Raw genomic sequence first — 23101 nt, forward strand, 5'->3', positions numbered from 1 at the left:
ATGCCGGCTTTTTTAATGGCTATAGCTTTTTCTTATGGGTGGCGCACGATGAGTAATCTTTTACCCGAACAGTATGCTAACACAGCACTTCCCACCCTCCCCGACCAGCCCGATAACCCGGGCGTCTGGCCGTCGCACGAGCTGACCTGCGCGCATATTAAAGCCCATATGGATGTTTTCCATCGCTGGCTGGGCAGCGCGTTTGACGCAGGCGTGTCGGCCGAGCAGCTCATTGAAGCGCGCACCGAATTTATCGACCAGCTGCTGCAGCGCCTGTGGATCGATTACGGGTTTGGGCAAATCAGTGATGTTGCGCTGGTTGCCGTCGGGGGCTATGGCCGCGGTGAGCTGCATCCGCTTTCCGATATCGATCTGCTGATCTTAAGCCGCAAAAAGCTGCCGGACGAACAGGCGCAAAAAATTGGCGAACTGCTGACGCTGCTCTGGGACGTAAAGCTGGAAGTCGGCCACAGCGTGCGTACCCTGGAAGAGTGTCTGCTGGAAGGGTTATCGGACCTGACCGTCGCCACCAACCTGATTGAAACCCGCCTGCTGATTGGTGACGTCGCCCTGTTCCTGGAGCTGCAAAAACACATCTTCAGCGACGGCTTCTGGCCGTCAGAAAAGTTCTTCGCCGCGAAGGTCGAGGAGCAAAACCAGCGCCACCAGCGCTACCACGGCACCAGCTATAATCTTGAACCCGATATTAAAAGCAGCCCCGGCGGCCTGCGCGACATCCACACCCTGCAGTGGGTCGCCCGCCGCCATTTTGGTGCCACCTCGATGGACGAGATGGTCGGCTTCGGCTTTTTAACCGAGGCCGAGCGTAACGAGCTGAACGAGTGCCTGCACCTGCTGTGGCGCATCCGGTTTGCCCTGCATCTGGAAGTCACCCGCTACGATAACCGCCTGCTGTTTGACCGCCAGCTCAGCGTGGCTCAGCGTCTGAATTATCAGGGCGAAGGCAACGAGCCGGTTGAGCACATGATGAAGGATTTCTTCCGCGTCACCCGCCGGGTGACCGAGCTGAACCAGATGCTGTTGCAGCTGTTCGACGAGGCCATTCTGGCTCTGACGGCGGACGAAAAACCGCGTCCGATTGATGACGAATTCCAGCTGCGCGGCACGCTTATCGACCTGCGCGACGAAACGCTGTTCATCCGCGAGCCGGAAGCGATTCTGCGAATGTTCTATACCATGGTGCGCAACAGCACCATCACCGGGATCTACTCCACCACCCTTCGCCATCTGCGCCACGCGCGCCGTCATCTGACGCAGCCGCTGTGCTATATCCCGGAAGCGCGTTCGCTATTCCTGAGCATGCTCCGCCACCCGGGCGCCGTCAGCCGCGGCCTGCTGCCGATGCACCGCCACAGCGTGCTGTGGGCCTATATGCCGCAGTGGTCGCACATTGTCGGGCAAATGCAGTTCGATCTGTTCCACGCCTACACGGTGGATGAACACACGATCCGCGTGATGCTAAAGCTGGAAAGCTTTGCGAGAGAAGAGACGCGCTCCCGCCACCCGCTCTGCGTCGAACTGTGGCCGCGCCTGACCCATCCGGAACTGATCCTGATTGCCGCCCTGTTCCACGATATCGCCAAAGGTCGCGGCGGTGACCATTCGGTGCTGGGCGCGCAGGACGTGCTGAAATTTGCCGAACTGCACGGCCTGAACTCGCGTGAAACGCAGCTGGTGGCCTGGCTGGTGCGCCATCACCTGCTGATGTCGGTCACCGCGCAGCGTCGTGACATTCAGGATCCGGAAGTGATCAAGCAGTTCGCGGAAGAGGTTCAGACGGAAAACCGTCTGCGCTATCTGGTCTGCCTGACGGTGGCCGATATCTGCGCCACCAACGAGACCCTGTGGAACAGCTGGAAGCAGAGCCTGCTGCGCGAGCTGTACTTCGCCACCGAAAAACAGCTGCGTCGCGGGATGCAAAACACCCCGGACATGCGCGAGCGCGTGCGCCATCACCAGCTGCAGGCGCTGGCGCTGCTGCGGATGGATAATATTGATGAAGAGGCACTGCATCAGATTTGGGCCCGCTGCCGCGCCAACTATTTTGTCCGCCATAGCCCAAACCAGCTTGCGTGGCACGCGCGGCATCTGCTGAAGCACGATCTGTCCCAGCCGATGATCCTGCTGAGCCCGCAGGCTACCCGCGGCGGGACGGAGATTTTCATCTGGAGCCCGGACCGACCTTATCTGTTTGCTGCGGTCTGCGCCGAGCTGGACAGGCGTAACCTGAGCGTTCACGACGCGCAGATTTTCACCACCCGCGACGGCATGGCGATGGACACCTTTATCGTGCTTGAGCCGGACGGCAGCCCGCTCTCGTCGGACAGGCATGAAGGGATACGTTTTGGTCTGGAACAGGCGATTACCCAGCGCAGCTGGCAGCCCCCGCAGCCGCGTCGCCAGCCGGCGAAATTGCGCCACTTTACCGTCGATACCGAGGTCAATTTCCTGCCGACCCACACCGACCGTAAATCGTTCCTGGAGCTGATCGCGCTCGACCAGCCAGGGCTGCTTGCCCGCGTCGGCCAGGTTTTTGCCGATCTGGGAATTTCGCTCCACGGCGCCCGAATTACAACGATTGGCGAGCGAGTAGAAGATTTATTTATAATCGCCACCGCTGACCGGCGTGCCCTTAATAATGACCTGCAGCTTGAAGTGCAACAACGGTTGACAGCAGCCCTCAATCCAAACGATAAAGGGTGATATGTTTTTTAGTGAAATGGAAAGAGTAAACAATGCAGCAGTTACAGAACGTTATTGAGTCCGCTTTTGAGCGTCGCGCCGAGATTACCCCGGCAAATGTGGATACCGTGACCCGTGAAGCGGTAAACCAGGTGATTTCCCTTCTGGATTCCGGCGCGCTGCGCGTGGCAGAAAAAATCGACGGTCAGTGGGTCACTCATCAATGGCTGAAGAAAGCCGTGCTGCTCTCTTTCCGTATCAACGATAACCAGGTTATCGACGGAGCAGAAAGCCGCTACTTCGATAAAGTGCCAATGAAATTCGCTGACTACGACGAAGCGCGTTTCCAGAAAGAAGGCTTCCGCGTGGTACCGCCTGCGGCAGTGCGTCAGGGCGCATTCATCGCACGCAACACCGTGCTGATGCCATCCTACGTGAACATCGGTGCCTACGTTGACGAAGGCACCATGGTTGATACCTGGGCGACCGTCGGTTCCTGCGCGCAGATCGGTAAAAACGTTCACCTGTCCGGCGGCGTGGGCATCGGTGGTGTTCTGGAGCCACTGCAGGCTAACCCGACCATCATCGAAGACAACTGCTTCATCGGCGCGCGCTCTGAAGTGGTTGAAGGCGTGATCGTTGAAGAAGGTTCCGTGATCTCCATGGGCGTTTACATCGGTCAGAGCACCCGTATTTACGACCGTGAAACCGGTGAAGTTCACTACGGTCGCGTTCCGGCGGGCTCCGTGGTGGTTTCCGGCAACCTGCCGTCAAAAGATGGCAAATACAGCCTGTACTGTGCGGTTATCGTGAAGAAAGTGGATGCGAAAACGCGCGGTAAAGTGGGCATCAACGAATTACTGCGCACCATCGATTAATCGGGTATAACAAAAAGCGGGGGCAACCCCGCTTTTTTTATATCTGAGGGTGGCGAAAATAGATTTTTTCGTTAATTATTCAAAGGTTATGTTGAGATCAAGGGTACCGCTATGTACGATAATCTGAAAAGTCTGGGCATTACCAATCCTGATGAAATTGATCGTTACAGCCTCCGTCAGGAAGCCAATAACGATATTCTGAAAATCTATTTTCACAAGGACAAAGGAGAGTTTTTCGCCAAAAGCGTGAAGTTTAAATATCCACGCCAGCGTAAGACCGTTGTGGCTGACGGTGTAGGACAGGGCTACAAAGAAGTACAGGAAATCAGCCCTAACCTGCGCTATGTGATCGATGAACTCGATCAGATCTGCCAGCGCGACCGCACCGAAGTCGATCTTAAGCGTAAGATCCTTGACGATCTGCGTCACCTTGAAAGCGTTGTAACAAATAAGATCAGCGAGATTGAAGCGGATCTTGAGAAATTAACGCGGAAATAAAAGCAAAACGGCAATCCTTGATTGCCGTTTTTAGTGTTTGCGCCCTCTCCCCGTGGGAGAGGGATGGGGTGAGGGCACCAGACCGCATACAGCATCATCTCTGTTCGTCCAGCTGCAGCGCCACATACAGCAGCAGCCTGTCGTCAAAGTTTCCCAGATCCAGCCCCGTCAGCTCCGAAATCCGGTTTAACCGATACTCAAGCGTATTACGGTGAATAAACAGCGCCTTCGAGGTCGCCAGCGGCTGCACGTTATGGCGGAACCACGCCTGCAGCGTCCGGCGCAGCAGGCCGTTGTTGTCCATGGCTTTCAGACGCGCCAATGGCCGCGCCAGCTCATTGGCCTGCCATCCCCCGCGCAGGCTGTCGAGCAGCACCGGCAGCATCAGATCCTGATAGAAATAGCTGCGGCTCTCCGGCATCCGCTGCTTGCCCACCATCATGGTGGTGCGCGCGGTACGCCAGGAGCGGGCGATACTGCCCGGCCCGGTAAAGTAGTTGCCCAGCGCAACGCGAAAACGCAGCTGGCCGTTCTCCTCCATCCGGGAGATCAGCTGCTCTACGCGACGACGATGATCGTCGGCATCCCAGCGGCCGAACGCATTGAGCGCCGGTTTGAGGACCACCATTTCCGTCAGAGAAACGATCGCCACCAGGTTATCGCGCTCCGGCGTCGCCAGCGCATTTTGCAGCTGCTGCAGCTCGGCCATCGCGCTGTCCACGCCAAGCTGGCCGCTATCGACCTCAATGACCGCCACCACGCGCGGCTGGTTTAAATCGATCCCCAGACGCTGCGCCCATTCGCTGAGCGCAGGCGTATGCTCTTCCGCCTGAATAAGGTTCATTACCAGCTCTTCACGCAGGCGGCTGTCCTGAGCGAGCAGATGCATCAGGCGCGACTGCTCCAGCATCATCTCTGCCGTCATACAGACCAGCTCACCGTATTTTCGCAGTGACTCGGGCTCGCCGGTGAGGCCGATTACCCCCACAATTTCGCCTTCAAGACGCAGCGGTAAATTGATGCCCTGACGTACGCCGTGCAGGTGTTTCGCTACCGCATCGTCGATATCCACGACCCGCCCCTGAGAAAGCACCAGCAGCGCACCTTCGTGCAATTCCCCAATACGCTCGCGATCGCCGCTGCCAATAATGCGCCCGCGGGCATCCATTACGTTGATATTGGTATCAATGATGCGCATGGTGCGCGCCACAATATCCTGCGCCATTTTGGTATCAAGATGCCAGCCAGCCATGTAACCCTCCCGTGAGCAGAGCTCAAGAATAGGGAAGTTCAGCGACGGCTGCATTGTGCGAATGCACAAAGAGAGAGGAAGAAGTATGGAGTTGTGGCAAGAATCACAAAAACGAGAAAGCCCCCGCGAACAGGGGCTTCAGAGGATTACTGCATCAGCAGATAAAGAGAGGTATCACCACGCTGGATATTCAGCGCCAGCACGGAAGGCTTGCTGTCGAGAATTTTGCGCAGTTCAGCGATGTTTTTCACAGGCTGCTGGTTAGCGCCCATGATCACATCGCCTTTTTTCAGGCCGATACGGGCTGCCGGTGAATTCGCTTTCACGTTGTTCACCACCACGCCTTTGTCTGCGCCTTTATTGCTCATCTCGGCACCTTCAATACCGCTGAAGATGGTGCTGGAATCCACCTGATTCTGGCTGCTCTGCTGCAGCTCCAGGCTCACGTTAACCGGCTTACCGTCGCGCAGCAGGCCGAGGGTCACTTTACTGCCAATCGGCATCGAGCCCACTTCGGCACGCAGGGCGGCAAAGCTGCTGATCGGTTTACCGTTCAGGGAGGTGATCACATCCCCCGCTTTAATGCCCGCTTTCGCCGCAGAAGAATTCGGCATCACCTGGCTGACGAATGCCCCGCGCTGAGCGTCAACTTTCATCGCCTTAGCCAGTTCGGAGTTCAGCTCCGTACCGAGGATACCCAGCTCGCCGCGTTTCACCTGGCCATACTGCACCATCTGCGCGGTCAGGTTTTTCACCATGTTACTCGGGATAGCAAAACCGATGCCGATGTTGCCGCCGTCCGGTGCCAGGATAGCGGTGTTGATACCGATCAGCTCACCGTTCAGGTTCACCAGCGCACCGCCGGAGTTACCGCGGTTGATCGCCGCATCCGTCTGGATGAAGTTTTCGTAGTTTTCCGCGTTCAGGCCGCTACGACCCAGCGCTGAGACGATACCGGATGTCACGGTTTCACCCAGACCGAACGGGTTACCGATCGCCACGGTATAGTCGCCCACGCGCAGCGCGTCGGAGTCGGCAATTTTAATCGCCGTCAGGTTTTTCGGATCCTGAATCTGGATCAGCGCGATGTCGGAGCGCGGGTCTTTACCCACTACTTTGGCGTCGAACTTACGGCCATCGCTCAGCTGAACCTTAATGCTGTTCGCGTTATCGACAACGTGGTTGTTAGTGACGACGTAGCCTTTCGCCGCATCAATAATGACACCCGAGCCAAGCGCCATGAATTTCTGCTGCTGGCCGCCGCCCTGGCTGTCATCCCCGGCACCGCCGCCCTGACAGAACGGAGAGCTCTGGAATGGCGAACCGTCCTGGCAGAACGGCGAGTTGTCGCCGAAGAACTGCTGGAAGTTACGCGGCATACGCGGCGTATTGACGGTCGTACTGCCTTCAACGTTAATACTCACCACCGATGGCATCACTTTTTCGAGCATCGGTGCCAGGCTTGGCATCTGCTGCGCGGTTGCTGCCGACGACGCGGTCTCGGCTGCAGTAGCAGTCAGAGGAGACAGCGCTAAACCTAAACTCAGAGCCAGTGCACTCATTGCTAATGTGGTTTTTTTCATGTTTCTCAATCTCGATTTACAGGTAACGCAAAATTGCTGTGTAACTCAGATTCATTTTATACCGCTTAGTTCCGGCGATAAGTTTATGGAAAAGGTAAAAATTTATTGGCCGTCTTTACAAAACTCCGGAATTATTCCACCGCCATGAGCTTGCGGTATTCATCCCAGGCATACAAATCCGTCATGCCGCTGATATAGTCCTGGATAAGACGGCAGCGATAATAATATTCCATCACCGGCCATTGGGGAGAGTTGCGTTCCAGCTTACCAATCGCTTCGACATACGCCAGACGATGCCGGGTAGAAAGTTTCTGATAAAGCCGCGATTCGATGGGTATTCTGCGCACGCGCTCGTGTTCCACCAGTTCGCTGAATTCATCGACCGACAGCTGAAGCAACGGGGAATAAATTTCCAGTAACCCACTGATTACCCGATAGCCCTGCAGCTCTAGCTGCTCGACATCCGGATGGCTGAATACATGCCGCATCGCCACATGTTTATAAAGCTCAAGGAGTTGACTGAAACTACTGTCATCTTCCAGCAGCGCGTGGTTGAATTCCCCGCTGAAAATGAGCGGCAAATTATCAATAAAACGCGACGCCGCATACGGCACCAGCTTATTTAATGTATTGACCCGCAAATACATAAAGAACTGGTCTTCCGTACTGCGGCTTAATGTATTTGAGCGCGATTTTTCCCAGGCATTTTCGACCACCTGCGCAAACAGCGAACCTTTTTCATGGGTACCCCAGGACGCATAAAGATGTTGATAAAGCTCCTCGACGCTGAAGATTCTTTTCTCCACGGCATCTTCCAGATCGGCCACGCAATAGGAAATATCATCGGCGGCTTCCATAATCCACGTCAATGGAAAGCGGCCGTTTGGCGTCAATGAAAGTTCTTTACGTAACCGTTCAATATAGGCCTCTTCGGAAAGGTAATAGCCCGGTTTTTTCATTAAATAGCTGTGGGACGCGGGCGTATCCCCCATCCACCACGCGGGACGCGTATATTTCAGAATGCAGCCGACCTGTGCCCAGGTCAGGTTCATGCGCATCAGGGAATGAACCAGCCGGATCCCCTGCGCGTTGCCCTCGAAGTGACACAAATCCTGGCGCACTTTGCGGCGCAGATCGTTCAGCCCCTCTTCACCTTCACGCAGGCGTAAATCGCGTACGATGCAGCGGTCATCGCTGAGGGGCTGGCTTACCGCATCCGAAGGATAAAGCCGCTGCTTAAACCAGTCATTGATAGCCGCCTCACCAAAGTGGCCGAAAGGCGGGTTGCCGATGTCATGCATCAGGCAGGCCATCTCAACGATGCTCTCGAAGGGCCCCGTCAGCTCGTCCAGACCATAGGTTTCCAGTAAACGCTGCTCTTTGAGACGGCTCAAAATCTCTTTGGCAATGTAGCGCCCGACCTGCTGCACTTCCATCGAGTGGGTTAAGCGCGTGCGCACCGCGGCGTTACGCTCCAGCGGGAACACCTGAGTTTTTTGCTGCAGACGGCGGATGGCAGGCGAGTTAACGATCCGCCCGCGATCGCTTTCGAAGATACGCAGGATCTCATGTTCGCTCTTGTCGCCCTGCGGCGAACGGAAACGTCGGTGCCAGTTTATTTTGGTGCGAAAATCGATTGGTGACATGTGCTCCCCCGCGTGAGAATGCGTTTCCCCTTAACCGCATGATAGACTATGCATCTTAACAAGGCACATCGCGAGTAAATCTATGAAAATCGGCATTATTGGTGCAATGGAAGAAGAAGTTACGCTGCTGCGTGACAAAATTGAGAACCGTCAGACCCTCTCTCTGGGAGGTTGTGAGATCTACACCGGCCAGCTGAACGGTGTTGACGTGGCTCTGCTGAAATCAGGCATCGGTAAAGTGGCTGCTGCGCTGGGTGCAACCCTGCTGCTTGAGCGCTGCAAGCCGGACGTGATCGTGAATACCGGCTCTGCGGGCGGCCTGGCGCCGACGCTGAAAGTGGGCGATATCGTTGTTTCCGACGAAGCGCGTTACCACGATGCCGACGTCACCGCGTTCGGTTACGAGTACGGCCAGCTCCCGGGCTGCCCTGCTGGTTTTAAAGCTGACGACAAACTGATTGCGGCGGCAGAGACCTGCATCGCAGAACTCAACCTCAACGCGGTACGCGGTCTGATTGTCAGCGGTGATGCCTTCATCAACGGCTCCGTTGGGCTGGCGAAAATCCGTCATAATTTCCCTCAGGCGGTTGCCGTTGAGATGGAAGCGACCGCGATCGCTCATGTCTGCCATAACTTCAGCGTACCGTTCGTGGTGGTTCGCGCCATCTCTGACGTGGCAGACCAGCAGTCCCACATCAGCTTCGACGAGTTCCTGACCGTTGCGGCAAAACAGTCCACCGTGATGGTGGAGCGCCTGGTGCAGAATCTGGCACGTGGCTAAACATACCGTCAGGGCGCTGGCCGCCCTGCTTCTTCTCGCCCCGCTGTGGCTCTATGCGTTACCGCGCGTGATTACTCTCTCTCCCGCAAATACGGAACTGGCGTTTGCCGCCGGGATCACGCCCGTTGGCGTGAGTAGCTTTTCGGATTACCCACCACAAGCCGCGGGTATTGAACAGGTGGCAACCTGGCAGGGGATGAACCTTGAGCGCATCGTGGCGCTTAAACCGGATCTCGTGCTGGCCTGGCGCGGCGGCAACGCCGAGCGGCAGGTCAACCAGCTCACCTCGCTTGGCATAAAGGTCATGTGGATTGATGCCGTCAGCATTGAGCAGGTCGCTCAGGCGCTACGCGCCCTGGCACCCTACAGCCCTACGCCCAAAAAAGCCGAGGCTGCGGCGAAACAGATGCTGAGCGACTATGCCGCGCTGAAATCCCGATACGATACCCCTGTTAAAAAACGCATCTTCCTGCAGTTTGGCAGCCAGCCGCTGTTCACCACAGGAAAAGGGTCGATTCAGAACCAGGTGCTGGAAGTCTGTGGCGGTGAAAATATCTTTGCTGCCAGCCGGGTGCCGTGGCCTCAGGTGAGCCGCGAACAGGTGCTGGCGCGCCAGCCGCAGGCCATCGTCGTGGTCGGAAATGCGAGCGAGATTCCTAAAATTGAACAATTCTGGCAAAAGCAGCTAAAAATTCCGGTGATCCCGCTCAACAGCGACTGGTTTGAACGCGCCAGCCCGCGTATTATCCTCGCCGCAAAACAGCTCTGTGCCGCGCTGGCAGAGAGTCACTAACATAAGACCCTTTTCGAGGATTTAACGATGCTCGTTTATTGGCTGGATATTCTTGGCACAGCCGTTTTTGCTATCTCCGGCGTTCTGCTCGCCGGAAAACTACGCATGGATCCGTTTGGCGTGCTGGTGCTGGGCGTCGTGACCGCCGTCGGCGGCGGGACTATCCGCGATATGGCGCTGGCAAATGGCCCGGTGTTTTGGGTGAAAGATCCTACCGATCTGGTGGTCGCGATGGTCACCTGCCTGTTAACCATTGTGCTGGTTCGCCAGCCCCGCCGCTTACCCAAGTGGATATTGCCGGTACTGGATGCCGTGGGTCTGGCCGTGTTTGTCGGTATTGGCGTCAACAAGGCGTTTAATGCCGGTACCGGTCCGATGGTGGCAATCTGCATGGGCGTATTAACCGGCGTGGGCGGTGGGATCATTCGCGACATTCTGGCGCGTGAAGTGCCGATGATCCTGCGTACTGAAATTTACGCGACGGCCTGCATCGTGGGCGGGATTGTTCACGCTACCGCGTACTACACCTTTGCCCTCCCGCTGGAAAATGCCGCGATGCTGGGGATGGTCGTGACGCTGGTGATACGCTTAGCGGCGATACGCTGGCACCTGAAGCTGCCGACGTTTGCGCTGGATGATAATGGCAGGTAAAAGCAAAACGGTAACCGCAAGGTTACCGTTTTTAGTCTTTTCTCCCTCTCCCTGTGGGAGAGGGACGGAGTAACGGCATCAGCCCGCACTCTCTTAGATGCTGAACGAAGATCCACACCCGCAGGTGCTTGTCGCATTCGGGTTCGTGACCACAAAGCGCGAACCTTCCAGACCCTCGGTGTAATCCACCGAACCACCCACCAGATATTGCAGGCTCATCGGGTCAACCACCAGCGCGACGCCCTGTTTCTCGATAGTCATATCGCCATCGTTAACCTGATCGTCAAAGGTAAAACCATACTGGAAGCCGCTGCAGCCGCCACCGGTAATATAAACACGCAGTTTCAGATCCGGATTGTCTTCGTCGGCAATCAGGACTTTCACTTTGTTGGCTGCTGCTTCGGTAAATTCGAGCGGTACAGCTACTACGTCATCACTCATCTTATGCTCCCATGAATACTGCCATTGGGTAAAATTCACCCAATTCTTTGTCTCATTATCTAATACCCTGGTAATTCATTCAAGTATTCTGCGTGGCGGCCCGCTCAGCCGCTTGTTTCGCCAGGGTACGCGCGAGGATGGTGGAATATAGCGGTTTTCCACCCAGGAACTGGGCTAATAGTGTCGCGCCGAGACAGGTGATGATCATTGGCAAAATGAGCTGGTAATTGTCCGTCATTTCCAGCACCAGCACGATCCCGGTCAAGGGCGCACGCAGGGACGCGGCAAGCAGCGCCCCCATTCCGGCCACCGCAAAGGTCCCGGCTTCAAGGTGATAGGCGGGAAAGCCCACTTCAGCCGCCATACCAAACGCGGTGCCGAGCAGCGTACCCAGCGCCAGCATCGGGGCAAAAATCCCCCCGGGCGCGCCGGAAGAGAAGCACAGTACCGTCGTGATAACCCGGGAGATAAACATAAACAGCAGCAGACCCACGCTGAAATTCCCCGCCGCCGCAATGGGAATCAGCCCGAACCCGCCGCCTGCGGCATTCGGCTCGATAAACCCGAGTACGCCACACATTCCGCCCAGCAGACCGCCCATCAGCACCCATTTCGTGGTGTTCCCGCCGTGAATGCGCTGGAACATATCTTGAGCGCGCAGGATAAAGGTGTTAAACAGCGGCCCCACCACGCCAAAAATCATGCCGAGGATCAGGTAAAGCCACAGGGTGTTGACCGGCGCGTTGGTCAGTTTACCCACCTCAATGACCGCTCCCTCGCCATTAAAGATGCGAAACACGATGCTCGACATAATGACGCCGGTGAATACCGCTTTAATTGAGATCAGGTTGTAGCGGAACTGCGCGCGCATCTCTTCGATAATGAACAAAATGCCCGCCAGCGGCGCGTTAAACGCGGCGGAAAGCCCCGCCGCCGCGCCGGTTGCCAGCAGCGTATGGCGCGCTTCGGCGCTTCGCATCCGAAACAGATCGCCCACCATACGGCCGACGTTCCCCCCCAGCTGTACCGTGGGTCCTTCCCGTCCAAGCACCATTCCCGCGCCCAGAGTCCCCATGCCGCCGATGAACTTAACCGGAATCACCCGCCACCAGCGCACCGGACGCAGCTCCTCCAGCGCGCCTTCAATTTCCGGGATGCCCGATCCCCCCGCTTCCGGCGCGAATTTTCGCACCAGAAAATACCCCACCATGGCAAACAGCGCGGACAGCCCGAATGCCCACACCCAGACCAGCCATTCGCTGTCGGCGAAACCGGCCACGGTGCCCACTCGCCAGTTGAGTACGGCATTAACCGCTTTTTCAAACGCCACGCCAACCAGGCCCGCGAGAGTACCCACCACGGCAGCGGCCAGCAGGATCGCCAGCGGCGTTTTATCGCGATTGAGCAGCCGCCGAATGCTGATTCGGTGCTGGGCGCGCGTAAACTGTTGTTCTTCAAAAGACGGAGAATCTGATTTCATGTCCTGTTCTTATTTGTCACACAAAAAGCCGCGAGGATTTTACCAGAGACGGCCCTACCGTCTCCTGAAAATTACTTAACAAATCTTAAAGCATTGCCCGGCTAAAAATTTCATAACCTTCCCCGAATCACATAGAATAGTGGGCTTAACCATTTTATTCGAACCAGGAACGACGCCATGAGCAACTCTGAAAACCTCTACAGTGCAGCCCGCGAGCTTATTCCGGGTGGCGTGAACTCACCTGTGCGCGCCTTCACCGGCGTGGGCGGTACGCCGCTGTTTATCGAACGTGCTGACGGCGCGTATCTGTATGATGTCGATGGCAAAGCCTATATCGATTATGTGGGTTCCTGGGGGCCGATGGTGCTGGGGCACAACCATCCGGCCATTCGTAACGCGGTAATTGAAGCCGCCCAGCGCGGCCTGAGCTTCGGTGCGCCAACCGAAATGGAAGTGAAAATGGCGGAGCTGGTGACCGAACTGGTGCCTACCATGGACATGGTGCGTATGGTGAACTCCGGTACCGAAGCCACCATGAGCGCCATCCGCCTGGCGCGCGGTTTTACCGGTCGCGATAAAATCATCAAGTTTGAAGGCTGTTACCACGGCCATGCCGACTGTCTGCTGGTGAAGGCCGGTTCCGGCGCGCTGACGCTCGGCCAGCCGAACTCGCCTGGCGTACCGGCAGATTTCGCGAAGCACACCCTGACCTGCACCTACAACGATCTTGCTACCGTTCGCGCGGCGTTCGAGCAGTATCCGCAGGAAATCGCCTGCATCATCGTTGAGCCGGTTGCCGGCAACATGAACTGTATCCCACCGCAGCCTGACTTCCTGCCGGGCCTGCGCGCCCTGTGCGACGAGTTCGGCGCGCTGCTGATCATCGATGAAGTCATGACCGGCTTCCGCGTGGCGCTGGCAGGTGCCCAGTCTTACTACGACGTCGTGCCGGACCTGACCTGCCTCGGCAAAATCATCGGCGGCGGCATGCCGGTCGGCGCATTCGGTGGTCGTAAGGACGTGATGGAAGCCCTGGCGCCAACCGGCCCGGTTTACCAGGCGGGCACGCTTTCCGGTAACCCTATCGCCATGGCGGCGGGCTTTGCCTGCCTGACCGAAGTGGCACAGCCGGGTATTCACGAAACCCTGACCGACCTGACCTCGCAGCTGGCAAACGGTCTGCTGGAAGCGGCAGAAGAAGCGGGTATTCCGCTGGTGGTTAACCACGTGGGCGGCATGTTCGGGATTTTCTTCACCGATGCGAAAACCGTGACCTGCTATCAGGACGTGGTGAAGTGCGACGTTGAACGCTTCAAGCGCTTCTTCCACCTGATGCTGGACGAAGGCGTGTACCTGGCGCCGTCCGCGTTCGAAGCGGGCTTTATGTCCGTGGCGCACAGCGAAGAAGATATCAACAACTCCATCGACGCGGCGCGCAAGGTGTTTGCGAAGCTGTAAGATGTGCGGCTTGATGCCCTCACCCCAACCCTCTCCCACGGGGAGAGGGAGCAAACACTAAAACGGCAATTAAAGGATTGCCGTTTACTTTTATTACCGACTCTGCTTTCTCAACAGATAAATAAAGTACGGCGCACCGATAAAGGTCGACAGCAGACCCGCCGGGATCTGATACGGGAACAGCACCATTCTTCCGCACCAGTCCGCAAACACCAGCATCACCCCGCCCGTCAGGGCCGACATGACGATATGCGGCATCGTCCGGCGGAATCCCATCATTCTGGCAATGTGCGGCGCCATTAATCCGACAAAACTCAGCGGTCCAATCGTCAGGGTTGCCACAGCCGTCAGGCACGCCGCCAGCAGCAGCAGGGCCACGCGCGCTGGCGTCAGCGCCATTCCCACCGCACGCGCGGTTTCGCCGCCGAGCGGCAGAATGGTCATCCAGCGGCGGCACAGCGGCACCATCGCCAGCAGCACGAGCATCGCGATCCCGGACCAGACCACCTGGCTGCCGGTGGCGTTGTACGTCGAGCCGGAAATCCAGGTCAGGATCTTCGCCATACGCGGATCGCCGCTGGCCTGCAGCATCATCAGCAGCATGGTAAATGCGGTGCTGAGCGCCATCCCGGCCAGCAGCATGCGGTGCGGCGAAAACCCGCCGCGACCGGCGGCAATCAGGATAATCATCAGCGTGATTGCCGCGCCGATACTGCCGGCAGGCATCAGCCAGCCAAATGCATTCCCCGGCACAAAGAACAGCATCAGCACCACGCCAAAGGCGGCGCCAGAGCTGATCCCAAGCACTTCAGGGCTTGCCATCGGGTTGCCGGTCAGACGCTGAATAATGCACCCCGCCACTGCCAGCATCACCCCTGCGATCAGCGCAGCGAAGATACGCGGCCAGCGCCATTGCACCAGTTCATTGAGTAAATCACCCGTTGCCCAGTGCCAGCCCATGGCATCGCGTCCGAATGAGAGCGCCGCGAACGAGGCGATAATCAGCACCGCCAGACCGGCAAGGCTAAACCACAGCACCGACTGACGTTCAGCGTAGACTTTATCGCCGGCGTCCATCGCCGGTGCGCTCATGCTGCGCAAGCGCGGCAGCAGCCACAGCAGCAGCGGCGCCCCGATAAGCGCGGTCACAGAGCCGGTGGACACTTCCCTCCAGACCTGCGCCAGCCAGAGAATAAGCTGATCGGAAAGCCAGAGGATCAGCGCTCCAATCAGCGGCGCCAGCATCAGACGCGCCAGCAGGCGACGCGCCCCGAGCATTTTCGCCAGCAGCGGCGCAAACAGGCCGATAAACCCGATGATGCCAACCGCGTTGACCAGCAGGGCACTCAATACAATCGCCAGCGTCAGCGCCGCCAGACGAGCCAGCGACAGCGCCAGCCCCAGGTTACGCGCCACGCCATCATCCAGCCCCATGAGCGTCAGGGGGCGCAGGAGCAGCAGCGTCAGCACGACGCCGCCAGCCAGCTGCGGCCAGAGGTGCTCTACAACGCTCCAGTCGGTCTGGGTGAGCGTGCCGGTACTCCACAGGAACATGCTTTGCAGCCGATCGTGATGGAACAGCACCAGCAGCTGGTTAATCGCCCCGCAGTACAGGCTCACCACCAGCCCGGCCAGAATAAGCGTCACAGGAGAAAGGCGCTTGCCCCAGGCCACGCCAAAGACCAGCGCGCCCACCACGCACGCCCCCGCGAGTGCTGCAAACTGCGAGGTTAACGCTCCCGGCAGCGCCCACAGCGTGGTGATGGTGATCCCAAGCTGCGCGCCGGTCGCGACGCCGAGCGTGGTTGGCTCTGCCAGCGGGTTACGTAAAACCTGCTGGAACAGCACGCCCACCAGCCCTAAGCCGGCCCCGACCAAAAGGGAGATCGCCAGACGCGGCAGCAGGCTGTAGTGGAACAGCATCTGCTGAATATTGTCGATATCCGGCGAGGCCAGAGCGGCCCCCCACTGCGCGCGCGGTAAGGCCGCGGAGAGGTTGAACCCGGTTAATACCAGCGCAACCAGAAAAAGCAGAGATAACAGCAGCGCCGGGAAGCGGGCGATACGCGTACTCATGCTTTACCTCCCAGGGCGTTATCCAGCACGCGGGCAAAATGCATGGCCGACAGCGTCGCGCCGTAGAACCAGACCGCCGGGGCGCGCTGGAAGCGCTTCTCGCGCACAAACGGCATCGCCTGCCAGAGCGGGGTCGCCATCAGGGTTTGCATGTCGCGTTCGTTACCGTGGTCGAAACAGAGCACGTCCACATCGCGAAACGCCGCCAGGCGGTCGATACCCACGGCGGTACTGCCCCAGAAGGTCATCTCCCCTTCCCAGGCATTGCGAATGCCGAAGCTGTCCAGCACCTCCTGGAACAGACAGTTTTTACCGAAGACCAGCATATGGCGGGCATCCAGCAGCGTCACCATCAGCAGCGGACGATCGCCCCGGTGAGCAAAGCGCGGCTTCAGGGAGTCTATCAGGGCATCAAATTCGTCGAGATGCTTTTTGGCCTCCGCTTCGCGGTTGAGAAAGTGCGCCATCTCGTTAATCGAGTTTTTCGCCACGGCCAGCGGTTTTTTACCGTCGCTGAAAGCAAATCCACGTCCCGGCGCAATGCGCGCCATGGTCTCCTCTGACGGGCCGTAGCCCGCGGACCAGAACAGGAACGAGGGTTTCATCTGGGTGAGCAGCTCAAGGTTTGGCTCCGTACGCAGGCCGACGTCGATCACCGAGTCCGGCAGCTTTGGCTCGTTCACCCAGAGGTTATAGTTAGGAATGTCCGCCACGCCATAGGGCGTGACGCCGAGCGCCATCATCAGTTCGACCGGCAGCCACTCCAGAGCCACAATACGGTGCGGATCGACGGCGGCGGCACGCGCCGTATTCATTTTTAACAGCAGCGGCGAGAGCGCCATCGCCGTCAGCAGGCGACGGCGGCTAATGCGTGTGTTATTCAGCATCAGTAGACAAAGCTCACCGGTGCAGCCCCGGCCGGGTGAGGCAGAATACCCATCGGAATACCGTAAATATGTTCCAGCGTTTCGCTGCGCATCAGCTCTGCCGGTGTCCCCTGGGCAATCATCTCGCCCCCGCGCAGCGCGACGAGGTAGTCACAATAGCGCGCGGCCATGTTGATATCGTGCAGGACCGCAATGACCGTCAGGCCACGCTGCTGGCTCAGGCGATGCACCAGCGCCAGGACGTCGACCTGATGGGCGATATCCAGCGCAGAGGTCGGTTCATCCAGCAGCAGACAGCGGCTGTCCTGCGCCACCAGCATCGCGATCCACGCGCGCTGACGTTCGCCGCCGGACAGGCTATCCACCAGACGGTGCGCCAGCGGTTTTAGCCCGACCAGCGCAATCGCCTCTTCCACCTTCTCTCTGTCGGCGACGCCGAAGCGCCCAAGCGCACCGTGCCACGGATAACGCCCAATCGCCACCAGCTCGCGCACCGTCATCCCTTCCGCCTGCGGCAGCTGCTGCGGCAGATAGGCCACTTTGCGGGCAAAGGCTTTACTGCTCCAGCTCTCCAGCGGTTGGTCATCCAGCAGAATATCGCCTTCTGAAGGCGGCTGATGGCGCCCCAGCATCTTGAGAAGCGTGGATTTACCGGAACCGTTATGACCAATCAGGCCCGTCACTTTACCGGCAGGGAACGTCAGAGAGAGCGGATGCAGCAGCGTGCGCCCGGGTACGCGAAAGGAGAGATGATTGAGCGTAAAGGTGGTGTCGGGTTGCGTTTGAATATCCTGCATATCAGCCAACTTAAATAAAAAGGGCACGGCGAACCGTGCCCGAAGAGAGATTAGAAGCGGAAGGTCGCGGTGGCAACAACCTGACGTTCAGCACCCCAGAAGCAGCCGTAGGTATTGAAGCAGCTGGCAACGTACTCACGATCGAACAGGTTGTTCACGTGCAGCGCCACGTTTGAGCCAGCCATGCCAACGCGTGCCAGATCGTATCTGACCAGCGCATCGACAACGGTGTAGCTGCCCACCTTGAAGGAGTTCGCCGGATCGCCATAGCTTGAGCCCGTGTAACGCACGCCGGTACCCAGCGTCAGACCCGACAGCGCACCGTCAAACAGGGTGTAATCACCCCACAACGATGCCATGTGTTTTGGCACCTGAGCAGGCGTGTTGCCTTTGTAGGTGGTGTCCGTGGTGTATTCCGCATCGGTGTAGGTATAAGAACCCACCAGGTTGACGCTTGCAGACAGGGCCGCTTTCGCTTCCAGTTCTACGCCACGCGCGCGGATTTCACCGCCCTGAACCGAGAAGAAGGAGCCCGCCGGGTCCGCCATCAGGTTGTTGGTTTTGGTCAGCTGGTACAACGCACCGGTGACGACGATCGGACGATCGTTCGGCACGTATTTCACGCCCGCTTCGTACTGTTTGCCTTTAGACGGCGAGAACAGCTTGCCCTGGGCATCGGTCTGCGAAGCCGGTTCAAACGATTCGCTGTAGCTAAAGTACGGAGTTACGCCGTTATCAAACAGATAGTTAACGCCACCGCGCCAGGTGAACTGGGTATCATCACGTTTGGAGGTGGTGTTCGTCACGCGGTTGTAGGATTCCTGATCGGCCCAGTCATAACGGCCGCCCAGGGTTACCAGCACTTTATCCCACTGCGCCTGATCCTGAACGTACAGCCCCGTCTGTTTCTGACGGTTGAGGATCTGATATGGGCCGGAGGTCGCGGGATCTTTTGAGCCGAAATCAAAATCGCTGTTCACCGGATTGTAGAGATCCAGCAGCGGAACAGAGTCGTCGTAACCAAACCAGGAGTTGATGTCATTTCGCATGCGCATAAAGTCAACGCCGGTCAGCAGGACGTGGTCCACCTCGCCGGTTGAGAATTTGCTCTGCAGCTGGGTATCAACGGTAAAGTTCTGCAGCTTTTCGTTATCGACAACGTATTTACGCGCCAGATAATGGCCTTTGTCCGATGGCGCTAGCGCGGCACACTGTTTGTTGCCGCTGTTTGCCGGATCGGTACAGACGCCATAGCCATATACGCTGTTTTGCGAGGTTTTGTTCTCGGCAAAGCGCAGGTTCTGACGCACGGTAAAGGTATCGTTGAACTCGTGGTCGAAGCTGTATCCCACCATTTTCTGGTTACGGGAATAGGTATTGTTCTTCGCGCCTTCGTTGAAGTTCGTCGGCAGACGATCGCCGTTCGGCAGCGGCTCAACCGTTCCCTCTTTTGGCAACCAGCCGTAGTAGCCCGTTTCAGGCTCGTTCTGGAAGTAGGAGAGGAACGTGAAGGTGGTTTTATCATCCGGACGCCAGGAGAACGATGGCGCGATGGCGTAACGCTGCTCTTCCGCACGCTCCTGCTGAGCGTTATTAGAACGCGCAACGCCCGTTAAGCGATAAGAGTAAACGCCGTCGTCGTCGATCGCATCGCTAAAGTCAAACCCGGTCTGGAACAGGCTATCCGTGCCGACTTTGAACTGGATCTCTTTCAGCGGCTCGGTTGTTGGGCGCTTACTGACCATGTTCAGCAAACCGCCCGGGCTGCTTTTGCCGTACAGAACGGAAACCGGACCGCGCATGATTTCGGCGCGCTCCAGCATGTAAGGATCAATTACCGCGTCGTTATAGAAGTTCCCCTGCATTTTCATGCCGTCGAGGTAGTTATTCTGCGTCTGGCCATCGGCCGCGAAGCCGCGGATGATCAAATAGTCATAGGTGTTAGACGCGCCGCGCGTGCCTACCGCAACGCCCGGCGTGTAGCTCAGGGCTTCTTTCACCGAGCGCGGCTGATGCAGCGCCATCTCTTCGGCCGTGACCACAGAAATAGACTGTGGAACCTTTTGAATAGGGGTATCCGTTTTGGTTCCGGTCGCGGATTGCCGTGCGGCGATGGTCGCAGCAGGCCCCCAGGCACTTTCCTGTGCCGCAGGTGCTGCGGTTACCGTAATGGTTTCTTCTTTTTTCGGGGTTTCGGCCGCGTGAGCATAAGCAGACATGCCGGCAACCGCTGTGGCGACGACGACCGCGAGCTTACGCAGCGACGTGTTCATTGGCTGAGCAGTATTGGAAAGCGCCATGTTGAATCTCTGATGTGAAAGTGAATGATAACGTAAACGAGAATTATTATTATGAGCGCCAGAATAATATGCGAAACGCTGGTTGCATAGCAAGCAGTAAGCGGCCCTATGAGAATTAAGGGTTTAAGAAATCATCAAGAGAAAACGAAGGGTTAATCAGAGTTAAAGCGAGGGTTAACGAAATGAGGTTTACGGGTAAAAAAAGCCCCCTTCCAGGGAAGAGGGCTTTAAAAGGTTAGTTACCGCCGAACATGTCTTTAATCCAGCCCGCGACACCGTCGCTGTCTTTCTTCTCATTCTGCTGCTGCGGCTGTTGCTGCTGCGACTGCTGTGGCTGAGAAGACTGGTCGAACGGGTTACCCGTTGGCTGTTCTGGCTGGCTTTGCTGGCACAGCGAGTCCGGGTTTGCGGTCCAGACAGGCAGCGTACGCATCCCGCCGCCGCAGACGAAGTTACCGGAGCTGTCTACGCCCATATCGACGATATCTTCCGGCGCAACCAGATTCAGCGGCACAGGAGACTGATTCGCCAGATAGCGCTGGTAAATCGACATCGCCCCGCTCGCGCCGTACAGCTTGGTCGGCTGGTTGTTGTCGCGGCCTACCCAGGTGATCACCACTTCACGGCCATCAATACCGGCGAACCAGGTATCGACGTTGTTGTTGGTGGTCCCGGTTTTACCCGCCAGATGCAGACCCGGATACTTCGCGCCCAGCTGACGGCCGGTACCGCGCTGCACGACCTGCTGCATCGTCCACAGCGTCATATAGGCGGCCTGAGCAGGAACGGCACGCTCCGCCTGCGGGAAGCTCTGATACAGCACGGAACCATCTTCGGCAATCACTGAGCGCAGGGCAGACAGCGGCGCGCGGTTGCCCCCGCTGGCAATGGTCTGGAACGCCTGCGCCACTTCGATCGGCGTCAGGTTAAGCGCACCGAGGATCATCGCCGGCACCGGATGCAGCTGATCTTTCGCCACGCCCAGCTTTTGCCAGGTATCGACAATCGCCGGCAGTCCCAGCGACATGCCCAGGTTCACCGTTGGCACGTTCATGGAACGGGTCAACGCATCCACCAGCATGACCTGGCCGCTGAACTGTTTATCATCGTTCTGCGGTGACCAGACCTGGCCGTTAGGCTGGCGCAGGGAGATCGGCGCATCCGCAATCCAGGTATTCAGGCGATACTGATTTGGCTGGCTCAGGGCTGTGAGGTAGGTTGCCGGTTTTGCCAGAGAGCCGATTGAGCGACGCGCCTGCATCGCACGGTTGTAGCCCGCAAACTGCGGCTCGGCCCCGCCCACCATCGCGCGCACTTCGCCGGTGTTACGGTCAACCACCACCATCGCGGTTTCCAGATCGGAGAGCTTACGCTGTTTCTTCAGTGCCGGAATGCCTTCCACCGCCGCTTTTTCGGCCGCATCCTGCGCCACGGAGTCAAAGGTGGTGAAGATCTTCACGCCGGAGAGATCGTTGACCTTATCACCGAGCTTGCTTTGCAGCTCCTGACGCACCAGCTGCATAAACGCAGGCTGAGGCGAAATCACGCCGCCGCGCGGCTGAACGCCCAGCGGACGCGCGCTCAGCATGTCGTACAGCTCCTGGTCAATCACCTGCTGCTGTTGCAGCAGACGCAGAACGAGGTTACGACGCTCCAGCGCCAGTTTCGGGTTACGCCACGGGTTATAAATGGACGCCCCTTTCACCATGCCCACCAGCAGCGCCTGCTGGTCCAGGCTCAGCTCTTCTACCGGGCGACCAAAGTAGTACAGGCTCGCCAGCGGGAAGCCGCGGATTTCGTTATCGCCGCTCTGACCGAGGTACACCTCGTTCATGTACAGCTCAAGGATACGATCCTTGCTGTAGCGCGCATCCATCAGCACGGCCATGTAGGCTTCGTTCGCTTTACGCCAGTAAGAGCGTTCGCTGGAGAGGAACAGGTTTTTCACCAGCTGCTGGGTCAGCGTACTCGCTCCCTGCACGGTGCGACCGGCAGTCAGGTTAGCCAGTACCGCACGGCCAATCGAGTAGAGGCTGATGCCATCGTGCTCGTAGAAGTGACGGTCTTCGGTTGCCAGCAGCGTATCAACCAGCAGATCCGGGAAGCCGTTACGCGCCACGAACAGGCGCTGCTCGCCGTTTGCTGACGAAAGCATGGTGATCAGACGCGGATCGAGACGGAAGAAACCGAACTGACGGTTGTTATCCATGTTCTCGATGGTGTCCAGACGATCGCCGTCAAAGGTCAGACGCGCGCGCACCTGCCCCTCTTTGCTGTCCGGGAAATCAAACGGACGACGAATCATCTCAATGCTGTTGGACTGCACGGTAAATTCGCCAGGCCGCGTCATTTTTGACACCTGACGATACTGGGTGGCTTCCAGCAGTTTAACCATCTCGTTTTTGGTGATGGACATATCTGGCTCAAGGTTCACCATACGGCCATACACTGCCGCAGGGAGCTGCCAGACTTTACCGTCGATACGGCTACGGATCTTCTGATCCAGATACACGCCGTAAATCGCCATCAGGACAACAAAAACAATAAACAGCTTCAGCAGCAGCCAGAACCAGCCGCGCTTGCCCCGAGGCTTACGCCCTTTGCCTTTTCCATTACGCGGCATCGGTTCTTCATCCTCATAATCGTCTTCATAGTCATCGTCATAGTCCTCATCTCTGAGGCGACGACGGCTTACCTTTTCTTTCGCCGGACGCGTTGGTTTTCCCTTACGTCCTATTGGCTCGCGGTCATTCCCCGCCATGCTTTTTCTCCGCAACTTTCAGGCGCAAAGGCCAGATTTTCTTTTCTTTCACAGGCCTGTGAAAGAAGAAATCTCTCAAAATAAACAGCAAGACTTTCCTGTCAGGAAAGTCTTTA

17 protein-coding genes are annotated in these 23101 nt (G+C 57.7%); 7 read left to right on the forward strand and 10 right to left on the reverse strand.

Features of this window, described 5'->3' with window-relative positions:
• The first annotated feature begins 48 nt into the window (after positions 1 to 48).
• The 3 genes from glnD (at position 49) to AC27FC_RS10235 (ending at position 4079) form a co-directional block, all read left to right on the forward strand.
• Positions 49 to 2724 (forward strand): bifunctional uridylyltransferase/uridylyl-removing protein GlnD, encoded by a 2676-nt coding sequence (gene glnD, locus AC27FC_RS10225; protein ID WP_039260604.1) that lies wholly within the window; start codon positions 49 to 51, stop codon positions 2722 to 2724.
• Positions 2725 to 2756: 32 nt separating this feature from the next.
• Positions 2757 to 3581 carry a 2,3,4,5-tetrahydropyridine-2,6-dicarboxylate N-succinyltransferase gene (gene dapD / locus AC27FC_RS10230; RefSeq protein WP_008501915.1) on the forward strand — a complete coding sequence of 275 codons (825 nt, stop codon included), beginning with the start codon at positions 2757 to 2759 and terminating at the stop codon, positions 3579 to 3581.
• A gap of 111 nt (positions 3582 to 3692) precedes the next feature.
• Positions 3693 to 4079, forward strand: coding sequence for a DUF3461 family protein (locus AC27FC_RS10235; RefSeq protein WP_014168696.1), 387 nt, complete (start codon positions 3693 to 3695; stop codon positions 4077 to 4079).
• A 94-nt stretch (positions 4080 to 4173) separates the two neighbouring features.
• On the opposite strand, the gene cdaR is transcribed toward AC27FC_RS10235, so the two are convergent.
• From cdaR to dgt, 3 genes are all read right to left on the reverse strand, one after another.
• The gene (gene cdaR, locus AC27FC_RS10240; RefSeq protein ID WP_023310452.1) at positions 4174 to 5331 is read right to left on the reverse strand and encodes a DNA-binding transcriptional regulator CdaR; all 1158 of its coding nucleotides are present in this window, start codon (positions 5329 to 5331) and stop codon (positions 4174 to 4176) included.
• A 146-nt stretch (positions 5332 to 5477) separates the two neighbouring features.
• A complete protein-coding gene (degP, locus tag AC27FC_RS10245) occupies positions 5478 to 6914 on the reverse strand; it encodes a serine endoprotease DegP (RefSeq protein ID WP_024907518.1) in 1437 nt (478 codons plus the stop codon).
• A 131-nt stretch (positions 6915 to 7045) separates the two neighbouring features.
• The gene (gene dgt / locus AC27FC_RS10250; protein ID WP_033144669.1) at positions 7046 to 8560 is read right to left on the reverse strand and encodes a dGTPase; all 1515 of its coding nucleotides are present in this window, start codon (positions 8558 to 8560) and stop codon (positions 7046 to 7048) included.
• Between the two features lie 82 nt (positions 8561 to 8642).
• Between dgt and mtnN the strand changes: the two genes are divergently transcribed.
• Genes mtnN through AC27FC_RS10265 form a run of 3 tightly spaced genes read left to right on the forward strand, consistent with a single transcriptional unit; the run spans position 8643 to position 10785 of the window.
• Complete coding sequence (gene mtnN / locus AC27FC_RS10255) at positions 8643 to 9341, forward strand: 5'-methylthioadenosine/S-adenosylhomocysteine nucleosidase (RefSeq protein WP_014882620.1); 699 nt, start codon at positions 8643 to 8645, stop codon at positions 9339 to 9341.
• Positions 9334 to 10134 (forward strand): vitamin B12 ABC transporter substrate-binding protein BtuF, encoded by an 801-nt coding sequence (gene btuF, locus AC27FC_RS10260; RefSeq protein ID WP_047060090.1) that lies wholly within the window; start codon positions 9334 to 9336, stop codon positions 10132 to 10134. Before mtnN ends, btuF begins: the two co-directional genes overlap by 8 nt.
• Before the next feature lie 27 nt (positions 10135 to 10161).
• Complete coding sequence (locus AC27FC_RS10265; protein ID WP_023310447.1) at positions 10162 to 10785, forward strand: TRIC cation channel family protein; 624 nt, start codon at positions 10162 to 10164, stop codon at positions 10783 to 10785.
• 93 nt (positions 10786 to 10878) lie between these two features.
• On the opposite strand, the gene erpA is transcribed toward AC27FC_RS10265, so the two are convergent.
• Positions 10879 to 11226 carry an iron-sulfur cluster insertion protein ErpA gene (erpA, locus tag AC27FC_RS10270; protein ID WP_023310446.1) on the reverse strand — a complete coding sequence of 116 codons (348 nt, stop codon included), beginning with the start codon at positions 11224 to 11226 and terminating at the stop codon, positions 10879 to 10881.
• Positions 11227 to 11305: 79 nt separating this feature from the next.
• Positions 11306 to 12706 (reverse strand): H(+)/Cl(-) exchange transporter ClcA, encoded by a 1401-nt coding sequence (gene clcA / locus AC27FC_RS10275; RefSeq protein WP_196354885.1) that lies wholly within the window; start codon positions 12704 to 12706, stop codon positions 11306 to 11308.
• A gap of 177 nt (positions 12707 to 12883) precedes the next feature.
• Between clcA and hemL the strand changes: the two genes are divergently transcribed.
• Positions 12884 to 14164 carry a glutamate-1-semialdehyde 2,1-aminomutase gene (hemL, locus tag AC27FC_RS10280; RefSeq protein ID WP_094934547.1) on the forward strand — a complete coding sequence of 427 codons (1281 nt, stop codon included), beginning with the start codon at positions 12884 to 12886 and terminating at the stop codon, positions 14162 to 14164.
• Positions 14165 to 14257: 93 nt separating this feature from the next.
• Here the strand turns inward: hemL and fhuB are convergent, their stop codons facing one another.
• From fhuB to mrcB, 5 genes are all read right to left on the reverse strand, one after another.
• Entirely contained in the window at positions 14258 to 16240 is a 1983-nt protein-coding gene (fhuB, locus tag AC27FC_RS10285) for a Fe(3+)-hydroxamate ABC transporter permease FhuB (protein ID WP_094934546.1), read from the reverse strand.
• A complete protein-coding gene (gene fhuD / locus AC27FC_RS10290; RefSeq protein WP_033144664.1) occupies positions 16237 to 17127 on the reverse strand; it encodes a Fe(3+)-hydroxamate ABC transporter substrate-binding protein FhuD in 891 nt (296 codons plus the stop codon). Before fhuD ends, fhuB begins: the two co-directional genes overlap by 4 nt.
• Positions 17127 to 17924, reverse strand: coding sequence for a Fe3+-hydroxamate ABC transporter ATP-binding protein FhuC (gene fhuC, locus AC27FC_RS10295; RefSeq protein WP_033144663.1), 798 nt, complete (start codon positions 17922 to 17924; stop codon positions 17127 to 17129). Before fhuC ends, fhuD begins: the two co-directional genes overlap by 1 nt.
• Before the next feature lie 50 nt (positions 17925 to 17974).
• Positions 17975 to 20224 carry a ferrichrome porin FhuA gene (gene fhuA, locus AC27FC_RS10300; protein ID WP_033144662.1) on the reverse strand — a complete coding sequence of 750 codons (2250 nt, stop codon included), beginning with the start codon at positions 20222 to 20224 and terminating at the stop codon, positions 17975 to 17977.
• Between the two features lie 235 nt (positions 20225 to 20459).
• Positions 20460 to 22985, reverse strand: a complete 2526-nt coding sequence (mrcB, locus tag AC27FC_RS10305; RefSeq protein WP_196354884.1) for a bifunctional glycosyl transferase/transpeptidase — start codon at positions 22983 to 22985, stop codon at positions 20460 to 20462.
• Positions 22986 to 23101: the final 116 nt, after the last annotated feature.

This window comes from Enterobacter sp. C3_dUdeg, assembly GCF_057536195.1.